Source organism: Cytobacillus sp. QJM3NY_8, from assembly GCF_056173585.1.
Map to the genome: position 1 here is coordinate 4,786,194 of NZ_CM149681.1, position 16,301 is coordinate 4,802,494.

The following is a 16,301-nucleotide window of genomic DNA, read 5'->3' on the forward strand; positions in this document are numbered from 1 at the left end:
AGCATTCTTTTATAATTCTCTGGACCTGTCCCTGCCAGGAAAAATATATTTTTCCCCTTTTTCATAAAGCAATAGAAACTTTTTTATAAAGTTGAGACGGGGGACAATGTAAGAAACGATTATTGCCGAAACAATGCTTATTAGCGCTCCAGCCAAGACATCTGCAGGATAGTGTACCCCCACCCATATACGGGAAACGCCAACCAAAAGGGCAATGATGATCCAAAGGTATCCCCATCTTTTTTGATAGATGAAAAAAGTCGTACAAAATGCAAAGAATAAAATGGTATGGTCACTTGGAAAGGAATTATCTACTGCTTTCTCTATTAATTTGTTTACATTAGACAATTCTGCAAATGGCTGATTGTTTGAATGCAACTTTCCAGCAACTTTCCAGCAATTTTACCGATAATCTCAGCCATGATAAAGGCGGCAGCAGCCGAGATGATCATAAACCTGTTTTCTTTTCTCCTGGTAAACCAGAAAATTAAAGCCATTAACCCAAGGACAAATACCATATACTCGGCTAAAAATATGAAAGTATGGTTTAAATATGTATGTTCTTTACCAAAGTCATTAATGATCCTAAACAGTTCCACGTTCATTTGAGATAAATCCATAATATATACTCCCTTCCTGTTTTATGACTATGAAAGAAGTATAGACAATCTTTTATTAGTTAAAAATCGATTTATCTTACATGAATCTAACAATTATGTAATATGAAAGCAGCTGCTGAAGTCAGTGAACGGACTTTAGGGATGATCAAAACAAAACGTTTTGAGTAAAGTCTCTTCTAGTTATTTATCTAACCGCCCCGTGAGTTTCAGAAAACTTCACATTTTTTAATCAAAAAAGACCCTTCAATATAATTAATGAAGGGTCTCTATAAATGTTATGAAAATCTTTCCGGAGGATTAAGTACGTATTCCGGCTGTTAATGAAAAGTAACACTTACATCGCTTCACTATCCCATTTCTTCTCTTCCTGCACAAAAAGCAATCCAAGTTCATGATGGTCGCCCTCATAAAGAGCCCGCTGGACGAACCGCACCTGGCCGTTCACATCAAGAACCTCAAGTTTGCAGTGAGCCCCGTTCTTTTGCAACGCTTCATAGAAGCCCTTTTCATTATGGATCTTCACACCATTGACTTTTGTAACAACCTCTCCCACTTGCAGAGACATTTTATAAGCTGGTGAATCCGGAACTACTCCAAGCACCATGATTCCCTGATTGCGCTTGGAAAAGTAAGACGGTGCCTGGTCCTCTGCCATTCTCTGGCGGAGAGAGATGAATTCACGCCCGATGATAGCCAGTGCGGCTGCACCCACAGAAACAAGCGGATACCAGTAGCCTGCAGATGAAATCAGCAAAAGAAGTACGCCAAACACGCAGATTCTTTGTCCGAGCAATGCTGTTGCCTCTTTAGGAAGCGTGCCCTGAATCCGCTGGTAAAAGCCGATCGAAAAAGGGACAAGAATGAGCGAATACACTTCCCCGCCGATTGGAATCACTGGCCACCAATCAAATGGCAGCTGCAGTGCCTGACCGGGAATAAGCAAAAACACAGGCACCATCCAGATTCTTTTTGATTCATGAATGCCGATCGTCTGGCCCCGTTTACTCTTTACAAGCCTGGGAGATGTCCCTTTCCGGCCGTTTCTTATAATCAGGAAGCCTTCTGCAATAACAAGAAGAGCCAGGAGAACAGCGATGGACGGAAAGATGGAAGAGTCAAGGTCCGCTGCCGACTGGGCGAATGATGGCAATGGCCATTTCTGTTCAGCAGCAAACATTGTTGCGAAAAATGCAAAGCCCAGCGTATAAACAGGCGCCATCCATCTCACTTTTGCCGTAAAGCTCCACAGGAACGTAAGAACAGCAGTAAGAACAATCGTTTCCACTGGTACGACAAGTCCTGCTCCAACCATCACAACACTCACTGATAGACCTGCCAGGATACCCAGAGGAAGAAGCTGCCTCAGCTCAAAATAAGCATTTTCAGCACGAACAGAAAAGTCTTTGCGCTCACGCCTTACTCGGGAAACCCCCAAAAATGCAGCTACAAAAAACAGGTAATAAAATACCGGATTCAGCAGCAGCTTTCCTGTTCCTTTTAAAAACTCAAAAATCCACTCCTCTATCAAACTTGCCACCAGCCTCTATTAATAAATTCTCATGAATTATGTAACAAACAGAAAACTCTATTACTCTATATTCTACCAAAAGCGCCTTCCAAAACCTATCACAATCTGGCTCAAATACAAAAATAGCAGAAGGAAAATCCCTCCTGCTAATGAAAGATTGCATTCGACAAAATTGGCTATCTTGCAATATATCTCAGAGCCGTTTGCAGCTGAAGATCATTCTGCTCTTTCCTCATTTCCTCGATGGCGGCCTGTTCAAGCGCTGCTGCTGTTTTCTTGTCTATCCGGCCGGATGCTTCAAGCTCTTTTTGCTTCTGAAATGCTTTTACAGCGGCTGCAGTGGAATCATTGAAGTAGCCATCTGTCCGTCCTGGAGCATATCCAAGGCCCGCCAGAATTTCCTGTGCATTCTTCACCATTTCATTATTCATATCGATTGCCAAAGGCTTCTCCACCTGCAAAGGATGTGTTTGGTAGATGTCTGGCTGTTTGACCTCGAGAGTTGGCTTGATTCCCTTGTTATGGATCCAGTTTCCGTCAGGTGTCAGCCATTTAAACAAAGTAAGCTTGATATTGCTGCCATCTCCCATCGGAACAGGCTGCTGAACAGTGCCCTTCCCAAATGAGTTCTCACCGATTATGGCGTACCCTTGAGCTTCCTTTAAAGCGCCGGCAAGAATCTCCGATGCAGATGCACTCCCTTTATCAACAAGTACAGCAATCGGATAGCTTTTAGGCTTTTCAAGCGTGGAGAAATACCTCATTTTTTCTCCATCCCGTTTTTCTATCTGCAGATATGGCTTATCAGCCGTAACCAATTCCTTCAGGATTTCCTGTACTGATGTCAGGAGGCCTCCGGGATTTCCGCGCACATCGATTACAAGGCCCTCAATCCCCTCTTTCTCCATTTCACTCAGCTGTTTGGCAAATTCCTTGGATGTCTCTTCGGAAAAGGAGGTGATTTCCAGATATCCTACATTCTTTCCTCTTTGCTTCTTGATTTCCGAGTATACTGTAATTTGTGGAATCTCATCTCTTTTTACCTCTACCTTTAAAGGTTCCTTCAGTCCCTGGCGCGCAATTTCAAGCTCTACCTTTGTTCCTTTTTTCCCGCGGATCTTCATGGTAGCTTTATATAAATCAAGACCCTCCACACTTTCCCCATCCACTTTTAAAATTTCATCTTTTGGCTTAAGCCCTGCTTTTTCAGCTGGTGAATCTTTAAACGGTGCAACAATGATGATCTTACCTTCCACCATGCTGACTTCTGCCCCGATTCCTTCAAAAGAAGATTCCAGTGTATCACTAAATTGTTTGGCTGTTTCTTCATCCATATAAACAGAGTAAGGATCTTCAAGGGTTGCAAGCATGCCCTGGATGGCTCCCTCCACGAGCTGCTTTTCCTCTACTTTTTCCACATAGCTATTTAAGATTAACTGATAGGCCGTTTCCATCTTTTCGATTTTCTCTTTTTCAATTTGTGTTCCGTTTTCCTTAGAATCTATTAATTGATTTCCTGCCCCTGTCTGCGGAGCTTCCTTTGCCAGCCACTGCATACCTGCATATGTACCGCCAGCTCCTGTCAGCAAAGATCCCGTCATCAGAACGGCGATCCATTTTCTGCTCATCTTCATCTCCCTTTCTATTTTGCAGCGGTCTCTTAGGCCTTTATAGTAACTTTCCATCATGAATGATGAATGACCTTGCTCATCACATCCTATGCAGGATAAGGACAAGTTATGTTTTCAATTATCAGGTTAGGCATATGCACAATATCTCAATTTAAGAATATATTAAGGGGAATTTCACATAAAGGGTGTGTGCAAATGTTCTATCATCAAGGAACTTCAATAGAATGCCAAGCCGGATCAACCAGACTGGGTGTATGCTAAAAAGCTCCAGGAGCTGATTGGCGGACAATTTGGGGAAATGTCTGTGGCGATGCAGTATTTATTTCAGGGCTGGGGAGCACGAAAGCATGATAAATATCGGGATTTATTAATGGATACGGGGACCGAAGAATTGGCCCATATTGAAATGCTTGCCACCATGATTGCCCGCTTGCTGGATGGCGCTCCTGTAAAAGAGCAGGAAAAAGCTGCCCAGGATCCGCTTCTTGCTGCGATTTTGGGCGGAATGAACCCGCAGCATGTGATTGTTTCCGGTCTTGGTGCCATGCCTGTCAGTAGTGTCGGGGTCCCTTGGCAGGGTGGTTACATCGTAGCCAGCGGAAACCTGCTGGCTGATTTTCGTGCAAACCTGAATGCCGAGTCCCAGGGACGTCTGCAGGCTGTCCGTCTGTATGAAATGACTGATGACCGCGGTGTCAAGGACATGCTGGCCTTCTTAATTGCCCGTGACCGCATGCATCAAAACCAATGGCTTGCTGCGATAAAAGAGCTTGAAGCCCAGGAAGGGAAAACCGTGCCAAGCACATTCCCGAAGGAGCTTGAAAAAGAAGAGTTTTCCTAAGTATTTATGAACCTTTCAAGAGGAGATGAAAGCAGCCAGGGCCGCTGGGCTCAAGGTCGGAGCATGGATGGCCAGGGAACCTTCCAATACATGCAGGAAGTTCCGCCTTTTGCTCCAGCACCTAAGCTGAAGCCGGCTCCTCCATATATTCATGACACTCCTCCAAGCGTAAAATAAAACGTTGATAATAGGATTAAAGACCTGCTTTACGGGTAAAAGAAAAGTGGAAGAAGCTTAGCTCCTTCCACTTTCACTATTTTTTATAGAGGCACAATGCCTACTGGATTAATCGCATTTGATTTTGCTGCATTCCAAGAACCTCTGTGAAGTTCAAAGTGCAGATGCTGGCCATAAGATTGTCCAGTATTACCCATGATACCGATTTGCTGGCCTTTAGAAACAGTCTGGCCAGATCCTACAGAACGGCTTCTCATATGAGCGTATACAGTTGTGTAAGTTTGTCCGCCAATAGAATGAGCAATAAATATCGCATTTCCATAACTGCTGGAGTAGTATGAACGGATTACAACACCGTCTGCAGCTGCCACAATTGGCACTGTACCGCCTGCAGCAATATCTACACCAAAGTGCTCGCCTAATGAACGATTACCAAAACCGGAAGAAAGTCTTCCTGCTGCTGGTCTTGTCCAAGCACCGCTTGAAACGGATGGTGCAGAAACCTGCGGGCTGCTTGATGAGCTGCTTCCTGCTGATGAACTTCCTGCTGATGAAGAGCTGCTCTTTTTAGCCGCTTCCTGAGCAGCTTTCTGTTTTGCCAATTCAGCTTGTCTTGCTGCCTCAGCTTGTCTTTCCTGCTCAAGCTTGATCGCTTTTTGAATTGCTGCTTCCTGAGCTGCAAGAATTTCATTTTCTTCTGCTAATTCAAGTTTATGAGCATGCATTTCCTCTTCTTCATGCTTTAGGGATTTAAGCAGTTTATCTTTCTCTGCCTTTTGGGCATTTAAGCTCTTTTTCATGCTTTCAAGCTCGGCACGCATCTTTTCTAAAGAGGCAAGCTCTTCTTTTACCTGAGCCTGTTTTTTCTCCAGCTCGTCTTTATCCGCCTGATGCGCTTTTAGAATATCCTGGTCAGCTTCTACGATTGTTGCAACTGCTCCAACGCGCTCAACAAAGTCTCCAAAGCTTTGCGCACCCATTAAAACATCAATATAGCTCACCATTCCGCCAGTTTCCTGATAGTTGCGGGCGCGATCTTTTAATAGTTCATTTCGCTTTTTGATGCGCTCTACTAATACTTCAATTTCGGCTTCTAATTTTTCAATTTCCTTTTTTGTTTCTGCAATCTGGCCGTTTTTCTCTTCAATCTTTGCTAAAGCATCACTGATCGCTTTATCAAGGCGCTCAATCTCACTTTGTACAGACTGCTGCTCGCCCTGATTTTCATTAATCTTTTTATCTGTATCGGTAATCTTCGATTCTACTCCTGAACGCTGCTGGTTAATTTTGTCCTTTTGGCTGTTTAGATCGTTTAGTTTATTTTCTGCAGACGCCTTTTCAAGAGGCAGTCCGACTGTTGCGCTGCCAAATCCCAAAATGGCAGCCAATGATAATGTGATGATGGATTTCTTCAATTTTCCGATTTCTCCTTTCAATGAACACCATATGTACAGGTCAATCGTTCTATTTTTTTAACTATCTCTGAAACATTTAACACTGGTGAATCGTCTATTATTATGAGGCTTGAAGGCGCCTGGACAGGTTCCCCCCGCAGGGCCTTCTAAGCTGGTTTTATACTTTCAGGAACTTCCTGACTGACATCAAGCTTCCCCATACACCAATAAGTGCACCCATCAGGATAATAAGTCCGGAGATCTGATAGACAAACGGACTAAATTCCAGCAGCTTGATAAAGTGTCCTTCAAGCTTTGGCGCCAAATAATCAAAGGCATAATAGTAGGCTGTCGAAACAAGTGCAATCGGAATAATCGATCCAAGCAATCCAAGCCATAGGCCTTCAAGGAAGAATGGCCATCTGATGAAGGAATTGGTTGCTCCTACCAATCTCATAATCTCAATTTCTTTTCTTCGAGACATGATCGTAATTTTAATCGTATTTGAAATCAGGAACATAGCAGTAAATAATAGGCCGATAATCAATACAAGGCCAACATTTCGGCCGGCATTGATAAAGTTAAATAGCTTCTCAACCTGGCCCTGGCCATATTTTACTTTTGCGGCATATTCCATTTTTTCAATCTGTTTCGCAGCTTTCATTGTATCTGCCGGGTTTTTCGTCTTTACGATAAATACATCGTTCAGCGGATTATCCTGTTCGAACAGTTTGAAGGCTTCTCCTTCTTCACCAAGGCTGTCTATTAAACTATCAAGCTCTTTTTCCTTAGTTGAATATTCAACTGTTTTAACTTCGGATATTCCTTCGATTTTTTGCCGTAAAACTTCCTGATCCTGCTCATTTGCAGCAACATCGATGTGAACGCGGATTTCCACGTCCTCTTCAATGGTTGTAGCCACCTTGTTGAGATTCATCATAATGACGAAAAATACGCCAACCAAAATGAGCGTTACTGTCACCGCACTTGCCGAAGCAAACGTCATCCATCCATTTCGTCCGAGGCTCTTAAAGCTTTCACGGAAGTGCCGGCCCAATGTTCTAGCTTTCATAGCCGTAATCACCTCTTTGCTCGTCACGCACAATCCTTCCGCCTTCAATGGCAATTACGCGGTGCTTAATCGTGTTAACAATTTCTTTATTATGAGTTGCCATGACCACAGTCGTTCCTCTCGTGTTGATTTCATCGAAAATGTTCATGATTTCCCATGAAGTATCCGGGTCAAGGTTTCCTGTAGGCTCGTCCGCAATCACGACCTTTGGAGAATTTACGATGGATCTGGCGATGGAAACACGCTGCTGCTCCCCGCCTGATAATTCGGTCGGAAGCATTCTTGCCTTATGCTTTAAACCTACAAGGTCCAAAGTTTCCATGACTTGTTTTTTAATATTCTTCGGATGCTCTTCAATAACCTCAAGAGCAAAAGCAACATTCTCATAGACAGTCAGTGTCTGGAGTAGCTTAAAGTCCTGGAAAACGACACCGATTTTACGTCGCATTAGCGGTACCTTTGCATTCTTTAATGTAGCCAGATTTACTCCGTCAATAGTTATCGTTCCACTCGAAGGCTTTTCTTCCCGGTACATCATTTTGATAAAAGTGGATTTACCGGCACCACTCGGTCCTACTACATAAACAAACTCACCTTGTTTGATATGCACATCAATCCCGCTGGCTGCTGTAACGCCATTGGGGTATCTCTTATAGACGTCTTTCATATCGATCATATATATCACCTAGCATCTAGTGTGTATTAAGAATTAAATAACAGACGGCTTTTTTCGCTAAAAAACGACATCCTTTCGACATAGAGGATGACAAAATACTTGTAAATACTGCCTAATTAGCCATCTAAAATTCTCACACAACCCATTATAACATCATAAGTTGTCAAAATAACGGAAAAAATTATTACAGTTTCTTTTCAATCCCTTAACTATTGTTACTTTTTTCCTGAGTTTCATTAATATTCTTGGGTTTTATTCGCTCAATCGAAGAATTTTTCCTTCTTTTTGCATATTGCATTCACTCGATATTTGTCACATATTGTCTTTCCTCAGCAAAGCTGTAAAGAAAATAGCCTCGTTGTTTTTGCACCTTAATGCAGTCCGTTGATTTGCGCTTCAGTATGCTCGCTTTCCGCGGGGCGGGCGCTGAGCATCTTCGGCGTTTCTCGTCTTGGAGTCTCATCTTCTGTCCCGCTGCTCCGTGGAGTCTCGCACCTTCCGCTCCAATCAAATCAGTAACAGCATACCTAACGATAACAGAAAAAATAAAAACGCCCTGCTGAACAGAACGTTTTTATTTAGAACCCTATTATTTCTTGCCTGCTAGCCAGGATGCTACTGCAGAAGCTTCTTCTCCCTGAAGCAATCCTTTAGGCATAGCTCCTTTACCGTTAGCAATTGTGTTTTCAATATCTTCCTGTGATAGGCTGGCACCAATCTTATCTAGTGCAGGTCCTACACCGCCTTCAAGGTTTGCACCGTGGCAGCTTGAACATTTCTGTTCATAAAGCTTTTGTGCATCACCAGCATCAGCAGTATCAGTCGTTGTTTCACCGCCGCCGTTTGTAGCAGTGTCCTTGTCTTCAGCAGCATCGTCTCCGCCGCCGCAGGCTGCAAGAACTAAAGATGTACCCATCAGTAATGCTAGTAGCTTCTTTTTCACCTATAATTCCCCCTCAGGAAAAAATACTAAGTACAGCTATATTATACCAACACTATGCTCGTTTGAAACCCTCGCCCAACACCTCGGAAGCATCCGTAACAATGATAAATGCAGTAGGATCAATGGTTTGAACCAGTTGTTTCAATTTTGTGAACTCCGTCTGGTCCACCACACACATGAGGACTGGGCGTTCATGGTCAGTATAACCACCGTATGCTGATAGTTTTGTCACACCTCGGTCAATTTTATTCAAAATTCCTTCACGAACTTCATTTTGTTTTTCAGTAATGATTAAAGCCATCTTTGTCCGGCTGAATCCAAGCTGTATGAGATCGATTGTTTTGCTTGTTACATATAAAGCAATTAAGGCATACAGCCCCTGCTCTATGTCGAAAATAATCGCAGCCGACAGTACGATCAATCCATCGATTATCGCAACACAGGTTCCAAGAGACAAACCTGTATACTTGTTAATAATCTGTGCTGCAAGGTCTGTCCCTCCTGTTGATGCTTTACCCCGGAAAACGATGCCTAAACCCAGGCCAACGCCAATTCCGCCAAACAGAGAAGCCAGCAGCGGATCTGATGTCCATGGCTCATATTCTTTTGTAAGGAAAACAACTAAGGGCAGAAAGATTGTTCCTGCCAGCGTTTTTGCCCCAAATTGTTTGCCGAGCAAAAGTACGCCTGCAATAAAAAGCGGTATATTAAATGCCCACTGCACGTATGCGGGCTCCCAGCCAGCAACCGCATCCAGGATCGTACTGATCCCGCTCACCCCTCCTGATGCAATTCGATTGGGCAGCAAAAACACGTTAAATGCAATGGCGACAATTCCAGATCCTATTAAAACATATATGTACTCCAGCAATCTCTCCGCTTTTTTACTATAAGTATATCCTCTTCTATTCTTGCCCATTTCTTCTCCCTCCGGTGTCCCCGATCTATACAGAATTAAGTCATATTCCATTTTTACCGTCAGTGAGTATAGCATGGAGTCTTGAGCCTGTAAATGCCATTAAACTGCCGTATTAAAGGACTGTAGTTCCCTACCTCTGCCTTTCATTATGTTGTGACAAAAACAGTCAATTTATCATGCCGATTTTTGTATGAAATGTTTATAAGCTTTGTTCCGGGGTCCATTTGTACTGCTTTCTCAGCAGCATGAAATATAGCGGCATGTGGTATAATGTCGAAAAGGAGGTGAGAAAAATGGAGAAGATACTTAATGAAATTTTAAGTACCTTAAAGGAACATTCAAAGAGATTTGATTCGGTTGATCAGAGGTTTGATTCCATTGATCTAAAGTTTGATTCGGTTGATCAGAAGTTTGATTCCATTGATCAGAGATTTGATTCGGTTGATCAGAAGTTTGATTCCATTGATCAGAGATTTGATTCGGTTGATCAGAAGTTTGATTCCATTGATCAGAGATTTGATTCGGCTGATCAGAAGTTCGATTCCATTGATCAGAGATTTGATTCCATTGATCATGATATTTCTGATGTTAATAGCAGGCTTGGGAACGTTGAAAACAGTATAGATACTGTTGATAATAAGCTGGGAATTGTTGAAAATAGCATTGAAAGACTTTCTGAACAGATTGAGAACAATGCCACAGAATTCAGAAGTCATTTTAAGCATATTGAAACGAAGTTAGAACAGCATGAAGAGACTTTCAATGTGATTTCCGACGCTATAAAAGGTACGAAAATTGATATTGTACACCTCAGTGAAAAGAGCGGGGTTCATGAAATGGAAATAAACCAGCTCAAAAAGCGTATCCACTCCTAGAGCAATCCCCATTCACCGGCTAGCTCAGTTATAATTCCATAAAAAAACAAGCCTATGCCGGTTATGCCAGCATAGGCTATTTTACGCATTAATCCTGAGGCAAAATCAATTTCGAACGCAAATATGCGTTAATAAACATATCCAGGTCACCGTCCATAACTCCCTGGACGTTGCCGACTTCAGTGTTGGTGCGGTGGTCTTTTACCATGGAATACGGATGGAAGACATAGGAGCGGATCTGGCTTCCCCAGCCGATGTCTTTTTGCTCACCGCGGATTTCAGCCAATTCTGCTTCCTGCTCTTCGATTTTCTTTTGATAAAGCTTAGCTTGCAGCATTTTCATGGCACGTTCGCGGTTTTTGATCTGGGAACGCTCTGTCTGGCAGGTTACCACGACATTGGTCGGCAAGTGAGTGATACGGACAGCAGAGTCAGTCGTATTGATATGCTGACCGCCTGCTCCGCTTGCACGGTATGTGTCGATTTTCAGATCTTCGGTACGGATGTCGATTTCAATTTCATCATTGAATTCCGGCATCACTTCACAGGAAACGAATGAAGTATGGCGGCGTCCTGATGAATCAAATGGCGAGATCCTTACCAGACGGTGTACACCTTTTTCCGCCTTTAGGTAGCCGTATGCGTTATGGCCCTTAATGCTAAGGGTAACACTCTTGATGCCCGCTTCATCTCCTGGCAGGTAATCAAGTGTTTCAACTTTGAAGCCTTTCTTCTCTGCCCAGCGTGTATACATACGAAGCAGCATGCTGCCCCAGTCCTGTGACTCGGTTCCGCCTGCACCCGGATGCAGTTCAAGAATGGCATTGTTCTTGTCGTATTCCTCGCTTAAAAGAAGCTGAAGCTCGAAATCGTTCAGACGCTTAACCAAGTCCTTGAGTTCTTCCTCAAGATCTGCCTGCAATTCTGCGTCGCTCTCTTCTTTTACTAGCTCGTAAGTTAATTCCAGATTCTCAAACGTTTCGTATAAATCGTGGAATTCAACTACCTGTTCTTTCAGTGAGTTTGATTCGCTGATAACGACCTGTGCCGCTTGCTGGTCATCCCAAAATCCAGGCTGCAGCATGACATCATCAAGCTCAGCGATGCGCGCCTCTTTGTTTTCTAAGTCAAAGAGACCCCCTAAAGTCCGCTAAAATCTTAGCTGTTTTTTCAAGTTCATTGCGAATATCTGCTAATTCCATTTCCGTCACCTCAAAAATTATTTTTTTCATATTATAGCTTGATTATCTGTAAAACCATGTTTCCTATTAGGTTTATCTCAATTTTCTCCAAGAGAGAAGCCGGCAAAGCTGTTGCCGGCTCAATTGTTTATTTTAAGTGATAAATAAACTTTTAACGTCGATAATTGTCTAGCTCCAGCTCCTACCCCCTCGAGGTCACAAGCCAATCCTCCCAAAAAGGCAAAGAACGCCTTTCCGGGAGGTTCGTCTTGTGCTTGGGCCCCCCAGGATGGGGGTCATGCAGACGTTGCCACAGGACGTGGCGTTCTTAGTCTGCGTTCCTTCGTGGGCAAGGCGCTTCCGCTTTTCTTATTCTGCACCACAGCAGTTTTTATATTTCTTGCCGCTGCCGCAGATGCATGGGTCGTTGCGTCCAACGTCCATCTGCTTGACGACAGGCTTTTTCTTAACCTTTTCACCGTCTTCTTTCGGGTTGACGGCCTGGCCTTTGGCCACTTCCTGGCGCTCGAGGTTGTTGCGGATTTCGGCTTTCATGATGTACTTCGCAACATCTTCTTCGATGGAAGCGATCATGTTTTCAAACATTGCAAAGCCTTCTCCCTGGTACTCTCGCAGCGGATCTGTCTGGCCATACGCACGCAGGTGGATTCCCTGGCGAAGCTGATCCATTGCGTCAATGTGATCCATCCATTTGGAGTCAACCGCACGAAGCACGATGACTTTCTCAAATTCACGCATTTGCTCAGGGCTAAGCATTTCCTCTTTTTCATTGTAGCGTTCTTTAACCTTGGCAAAAATGGTTTCGGAGATTTCCTCCGTATCCTTGCCGCGGATATCATTTACGGTTAGGTCGCCTTCATTTAGAAGGTTTCCATTTACGTAGTCAATGATGCCCTGCAGGTTCCAGTTTTCCTCGTCTTCATGCCCAGGTGCATACCCTTCCACATTACGCTGGATGCTGGTCATGATCATCTTTTCAACAATTTCTCTCAAGTTCTCAGACTCCAGAACTTCATTACGCTGACCGTAAAGAATCTCACGCTGCTGACGGAGAACATCGTCGTAAGAAAGAAGCTGCTTACGGGCATCAAAGTTGTTGCCCTCAACGCGTTTTTGCGCAGATTCAACGGCTCTTGAAACCATTTTACTCTGGATTGGCTGAGTGTCATCCATTCCAAGGCGCTCCATCATCGATTTCATATTGTCAGAACCGAAGCGGCGCATCAATTCATCTTCCATGGAAAGATAGAATTGCGTGACACCAGGGTCTCCCTGACGTCCGGAACGTCCCCGGAGCTGGTTATCGATACGTCTGCTTTCATGGCGTTCTGTACCAATAACGCATAGGCCGCCAAGTTCCTTCACACCTTCTCCGAGCTTGATATCCGTACCGCGCCCTGCCATGTTAGTCGCGATTGTCACGGCACCCGGCTTACCTGCGTCCGCGATGATTTCTGCTTCACGGCCGTGGTTCTTCGCATTTAGGACGTTATGCGGAACACCTTTTTTGGTCAGGTATTTAGAAATGATTTCAGATGTTTCGATAGCCACTGTACCGACAAGCACAGGCTGTCCTTTTTTGTGGCGATCAGCGATATCTTCCACAACCGCACGGAATTTCCCATCCATTGTTGCATAAATTAAATCCGGACGGTCATCACGGGCGATCGGGCGGTTTGTCGGGATCACAATAACGTTCATATTATAGATATTGCGGAATTCCTCTTCTTCCGTTTTCGCCGTACCAGTCATACCGGCAAGCTTTTCATACATACGGAAATAGTTCTGGAATGTGATCGTTGCAAGTGTCATGCTTTCGTTCTGGATTTCCAGGCCTTCCTTAGCTTCGATAGCCTGGTGAAGTCCATCACTGTAGCGGCGGCCCTTCATCAGACGGCCGGTAAATTGGTCAACAATGACGATTTCGCCTTCCTGAACAACGTAATCGACATCCAGATGCATGCTGGAATGTGCTTTTAATGCCTGTGTAATATGGTGGTTAAGTGCAACATGAGAGATATCGAAAAGGTTATCGATTCCAAAAGCCTTCTCTGCTTTGGTCATCCCCTCTTCTGTCAGCTGTACCCCTTTTGTTTTTTCATCATATGTGAAGTCTTCATCTTTTTTCAGGCGGCTGACAAAGGCATTAGCCTGGATATAAAGCTGAGTGGACTTTTGTGCTGAACCTGAAATGATCAGCGGTGTACGAGCTTCATCAATGAGGATGGAGTCCACTTCATCGATTACGGCATAGTGCAGCGGACGCTGAACCTTCTGCTCTTTGTAGAGAACCATGTTATCGCGAAGGTAATCGAATCCAAGCTCGTTGTTTGTGCTGTATGTGATATCCGCAGCATATGCTGCCTGCTTTTCTTCTTTGGAAAGCCCATTTAAGTTCAAGCCGACAGTCAGTCCAAGGAATTCGTAAAGCTGGCCCATTTCAGTGGCATCACGGCTCGCAAGGTATTCGTTGACCGTTACAACGTGAACGCCTTTGCCGGTTAGGGCATTGAGGTAAACCGGCATAGTTGCAGTCAGCGTTTTACCTTCACCCGTTTTCATCTCAGAAATATTTCCGTCATGAAGGGAAATCCCCCCCATTAACTGAACCGGATAAGGATATAAGCCAAGAACGCGCTTTGCTGCTTCGCGGACAACTGCAAAAGCTTCAGTCAGCATATCATCGACTGTCTCGCCCTTTTGGTAGCGGGCTTTGAATTCTTCCGTTTTCTCGCGCAGCTGCTCGTCCGATAATTTTTCCATATCAGATGCAAGTGCATCAATTTGTTCTGCCATTTTGGTGAGGCGTTTTAATTCGCGTTTATTTTGATCAAACACTTTATTTAAAATCCCAAGCATAAAAACGCTCCTTTATGTTGGATATGACAGCACAAGTGCCTTGTTGATGACTCAAGGCCCGGAACTATGCATATCTAATTTCAAAGTCTATTTAAGCATAGGTAGTTAAAGATTCGCTCTTTCCCGGCGGAATCCTCCCATGAAAATTCACATTATTTCTTATTAATATTACCACTTTGGGAGGGGGGTGACAACTTATGCCGCATGCGCGCTATTTCAGATCTTTTAATTTGCTGATAGTTGGGGTTCGGTAAACACACTCTTCTCTTTTTTGAATACTGCCTAGATATCCGCTTTACCGGTCAGTCCGCGCCAGATCCACATTACCGCAAAAAAAAGAGAGCAAAAATGCTCTCCTTTTTATGAATTCGACGATTCAATCAGTTCAATAATGGTTTTCTCAACTGCATCATAAATTTCACCATAATAAGCAGAGACACGGTTCGCATTGATTCCGTATTTCTCTCCGAATTCCTTCTGAGTGAGATTTTCCTTAGTTGGCGCTATCGTGCTCACAAGGTATCGAAGACCCGCAACATAGTTGTCAGGCTTTTTGACCTGTTTGCCCGTTTTCGTCAGATACTCCATCCAGAGTGAAATCCCCATACCGATCAGCCATGGTTCTTCGCCGGCTTCTGTCATGTCGTCCCGGAACATGTTGGCAACCTGCTCTGCACCCTTGGATGGCCAGTCGAAATTGTCCATAGATGGAACTGCCAATGATTTTGGTGTGTCATTCATGAGGTCAATGAAGTATTCAGCCAGGTATTCTTCAGGATCATCGTATTTTGCATCCTCAAAGGAATACTGAATATAGTCTGCAAACTTTGCAGCATTTTCTCCTGGCAGGTCGAAAATCGCCGGAAACGCTACATATTCTTCTCCATAAGGAAGAAGCATGGCAAAGGCAAAGTTTCCTTCATGAACGTCCATATCACCAAATAGGGAGATATTGTAAACCTTCCCGGTCAGGCAATCTTTAATGGCTGCTTTATCTTCAGTCACCTCGGTCAGTATCCCAGCTGCCGCTTTGCTGTCTCCCCACGATTTTAAAATGTTTTTTAAGCGCGGACGTGCAACGGCCGGTAATTTTGCATGAATGAACTCATCCATAATGGAGTCCATATCTTCCAGCGTTCCAAATAGAATGTACCAGAAAGAGTGTATAAATTCATAAAACTCTTTTTCCTCTGGTTCAATGTCTTCAAGGATATCCAGAAGATCCATGAAATCTTCTTTCATGTCATCTGCAAAATGAGTAAGCGCATAGGCCCTTACTTCCTTTTGAAGCTCAAGAACTTCGTGATTCAAAACATCCTTAATTGATACAGCATCTTTGCTGCCGCAGCACTTTTTATATTTTTTTCCGCTCCCGCATGGACACGGTTCGTTTCTGCTTACTTTTACTGTTGACATCTTCTAAATCTCTCCTACAAAATTCGTTTAACTCTACTATCCTAACATTTATCAGCAGTTTAGGCATTAATCAAGCGGATTTAAACATTTGGCAGGTTAAGGAAGCCGGGATTGCGTGCTTTTTTGCATGATTTATCTGATTTCGGTC

The 16,301-nt window shown here is 43.7% G+C and carries 11 protein-coding genes and 2 pseudogenes; 2 read left to right on the top strand and 11 right to left on the bottom strand.

Annotation, left to right across the window (positions count from 1 at the left end):
- Nucleotides 1-9: 9 nt before the first annotated feature.
- The 3 genes and pseudogenes from AC0VZ9_RS24545 to AC0VZ9_RS24555 all read right to left on the bottom strand — a co-directional run bounded on the left by AC0VZ9_RS24545 (nucleotide 10) and on the right by AC0VZ9_RS24555 (nucleotide 3,776).
- Nucleotides 10-620 (bottom strand): annotated as a pseudogene (locus AC0VZ9_RS24545) (undecaprenyl-diphosphatase).
- A 334-nt stretch (nucleotides 621-954) separates the two neighbouring features.
- Nucleotides 955-2,148, bottom strand: a complete 1,194-nt coding sequence (locus tag AC0VZ9_RS24550) for a PDZ domain-containing protein (RefSeq protein WP_475396808.1) — start codon at nucleotides 2,146-2,148, stop codon at nucleotides 955-957.
- Nucleotides 2,149-2,324: 176 nt separating this feature from the next.
- The gene (locus AC0VZ9_RS24555; protein ID WP_217034581.1) at nucleotides 2,325-3,776 is read right to left on the bottom strand and encodes a S41 family peptidase; all 1,452 of its coding nucleotides are present in this window, start codon (nucleotides 3,774-3,776) and stop codon (nucleotides 2,325-2,327) included.
- A 253-nt stretch (nucleotides 3,777-4,029) separates the two neighbouring features.
- On the opposite strand from AC0VZ9_RS24555, the pseudogene AC0VZ9_RS24560 reads away from it, so the two are divergent.
- Nucleotides 4,030-4,797: pseudogene (locus AC0VZ9_RS24560) on the top strand (manganese catalase).
- An 83-nt stretch (nucleotides 4,798-4,880) separates the two neighbouring features.
- Here the strand turns inward: AC0VZ9_RS24560 and AC0VZ9_RS24565 are convergent.
- The 5 genes from AC0VZ9_RS24565 to AC0VZ9_RS24585 form a co-directional block, all read right to left on the bottom strand.
- On the bottom strand, nucleotides 4,881-6,212 hold the full coding sequence (locus AC0VZ9_RS24565; protein WP_475396809.1) for a murein hydrolase activator EnvC family protein: 1,332 nt from the start codon (nucleotides 6,210-6,212) through the stop codon (nucleotides 4,881-4,883).
- A gap of 157 nt (nucleotides 6,213-6,369) precedes the next feature.
- Complete coding sequence (gene ftsX, locus AC0VZ9_RS24570; RefSeq protein ID WP_009331895.1) at nucleotides 6,370-7,263, bottom strand: permease-like cell division protein FtsX; 894 nt, start codon at nucleotides 7,261-7,263, stop codon at nucleotides 6,370-6,372.
- On the bottom strand, nucleotides 7,253-7,939 hold the full coding sequence (ftsE, locus tag AC0VZ9_RS24575) for a cell division ATP-binding protein FtsE (RefSeq protein ID WP_009331896.1): 687 nt from the start codon (nucleotides 7,937-7,939) through the stop codon (nucleotides 7,253-7,255). The genes ftsX and ftsE overlap by 11 nt, the downstream gene beginning before the upstream one ends.
- A gap of 589 nt (nucleotides 7,940-8,528) precedes the next feature.
- The gene (cccB, locus tag AC0VZ9_RS24580; RefSeq protein ID WP_019383351.1) at nucleotides 8,529-8,882 is read right to left on the bottom strand and encodes a cytochrome c551; all 354 of its coding nucleotides are present in this window, start codon (nucleotides 8,880-8,882) and stop codon (nucleotides 8,529-8,531) included.
- A gap of 52 nt (nucleotides 8,883-8,934) precedes the next feature.
- Nucleotides 8,935-9,801 carry a YitT family protein gene (locus tag AC0VZ9_RS24585; RefSeq protein WP_251156752.1) on the bottom strand — a complete coding sequence of 289 codons (867 nt, stop codon included), beginning with the start codon at nucleotides 9,799-9,801 and terminating at the stop codon, nucleotides 8,935-8,937.
- Between the two features lie 293 nt (nucleotides 9,802-10,094).
- On the opposite strand from AC0VZ9_RS24585, the gene AC0VZ9_RS24590 reads away from it, so the two are divergent.
- The gene (locus tag AC0VZ9_RS24590; protein ID WP_475396810.1) at nucleotides 10,095-10,676 is read left to right on the top strand and encodes a hypothetical protein; all 582 of its coding nucleotides are present in this window, start codon (nucleotides 10,095-10,097) and stop codon (nucleotides 10,674-10,676) included.
- Between the two features lie 88 nt (nucleotides 10,677-10,764).
- On the opposite strand, the gene prfB is transcribed toward AC0VZ9_RS24590, so the two are convergent.
- The 3 genes from prfB to AC0VZ9_RS24605 all read right to left on the bottom strand — a co-directional run bounded on the left by prfB (nucleotide 10,765) and on the right by AC0VZ9_RS24605 (nucleotide 16,153).
- A protein-coding gene (gene prfB / locus AC0VZ9_RS24595; RefSeq protein WP_099049186.1) for a peptide chain release factor 2 occupies nucleotides 10,765-11,878 on the bottom strand; the annotation gives its coding sequence in 2 pieces (ribosomal slippage) (nucleotides 10,765-11,805 and nucleotides 11,807-11,878; 1,113 coding nt in all).
- Nucleotides 11,879-12,226: 348 nt separating this feature from the next.
- Nucleotides 12,227-14,737 carry a preprotein translocase subunit SecA gene (gene secA / locus AC0VZ9_RS24600; RefSeq protein WP_282141036.1) on the bottom strand — a complete coding sequence of 837 codons (2,511 nt, stop codon included), beginning with the start codon at nucleotides 14,735-14,737 and terminating at the stop codon, nucleotides 12,227-12,229.
- Nucleotides 14,738-15,097: 360 nt separating this feature from the next.
- Entirely contained in the window at nucleotides 15,098-16,153 is a 1,056-nt protein-coding gene (locus AC0VZ9_RS24605; RefSeq protein ID WP_475396811.1) for a YecA family protein, read from the bottom strand.
- Between the last annotated feature and the right edge of the window lie 148 nt (nucleotides 16,154-16,301).

What these genes read in the sequence shown, in the direction of transcription:
- AC0VZ9_RS24585 (WP_251156752.1), bottom strand. Translation starts at nt 9,801, where the DNA reads ATGGGCAAGAATAGAAGAGGATATACTTATAGTAAAAAAGCGGAGAGA.
- AC0VZ9_RS24555 (WP_217034581.1), bottom strand. Translation starts at nt 3,776, where the DNA reads ATGAGCAGAAAATGGATCGCCGTTCTGATGACGGGATCTTTGCTGACA.
- AC0VZ9_RS24590 (WP_475396810.1), top strand. Translation starts at nt 10,095, where the DNA reads ATGGAGAAGATACTTAATGAAATTTTAAGTACCTTAAAGGAACATTCA.
- ftsX (WP_009331895.1), bottom strand. Translation starts at nt 7,263, where the DNA reads ATGAAAGCTAGAACATTGGGCCGGCACTTCCGTGAAAGCTTTAAGAGC.
- ftsE (WP_009331896.1), bottom strand. Translation starts at nt 7,939, where the DNA reads ATGATCGATATGAAAGACGTCTATAAGAGATACCCCAATGGCGTTACA.
- AC0VZ9_RS24605 (WP_475396811.1), bottom strand. Translation starts at nt 16,153, where the DNA reads ATGTCAACAGTAAAAGTAAGCAGAAACGAACCGTGTCCATGCGGGAGC.
- secA (WP_282141036.1), bottom strand. Translation starts at nt 14,737, where the DNA reads ATGCTTGGGATTTTAAATAAAGTGTTTGATCAAAATAAACGCGAATTA.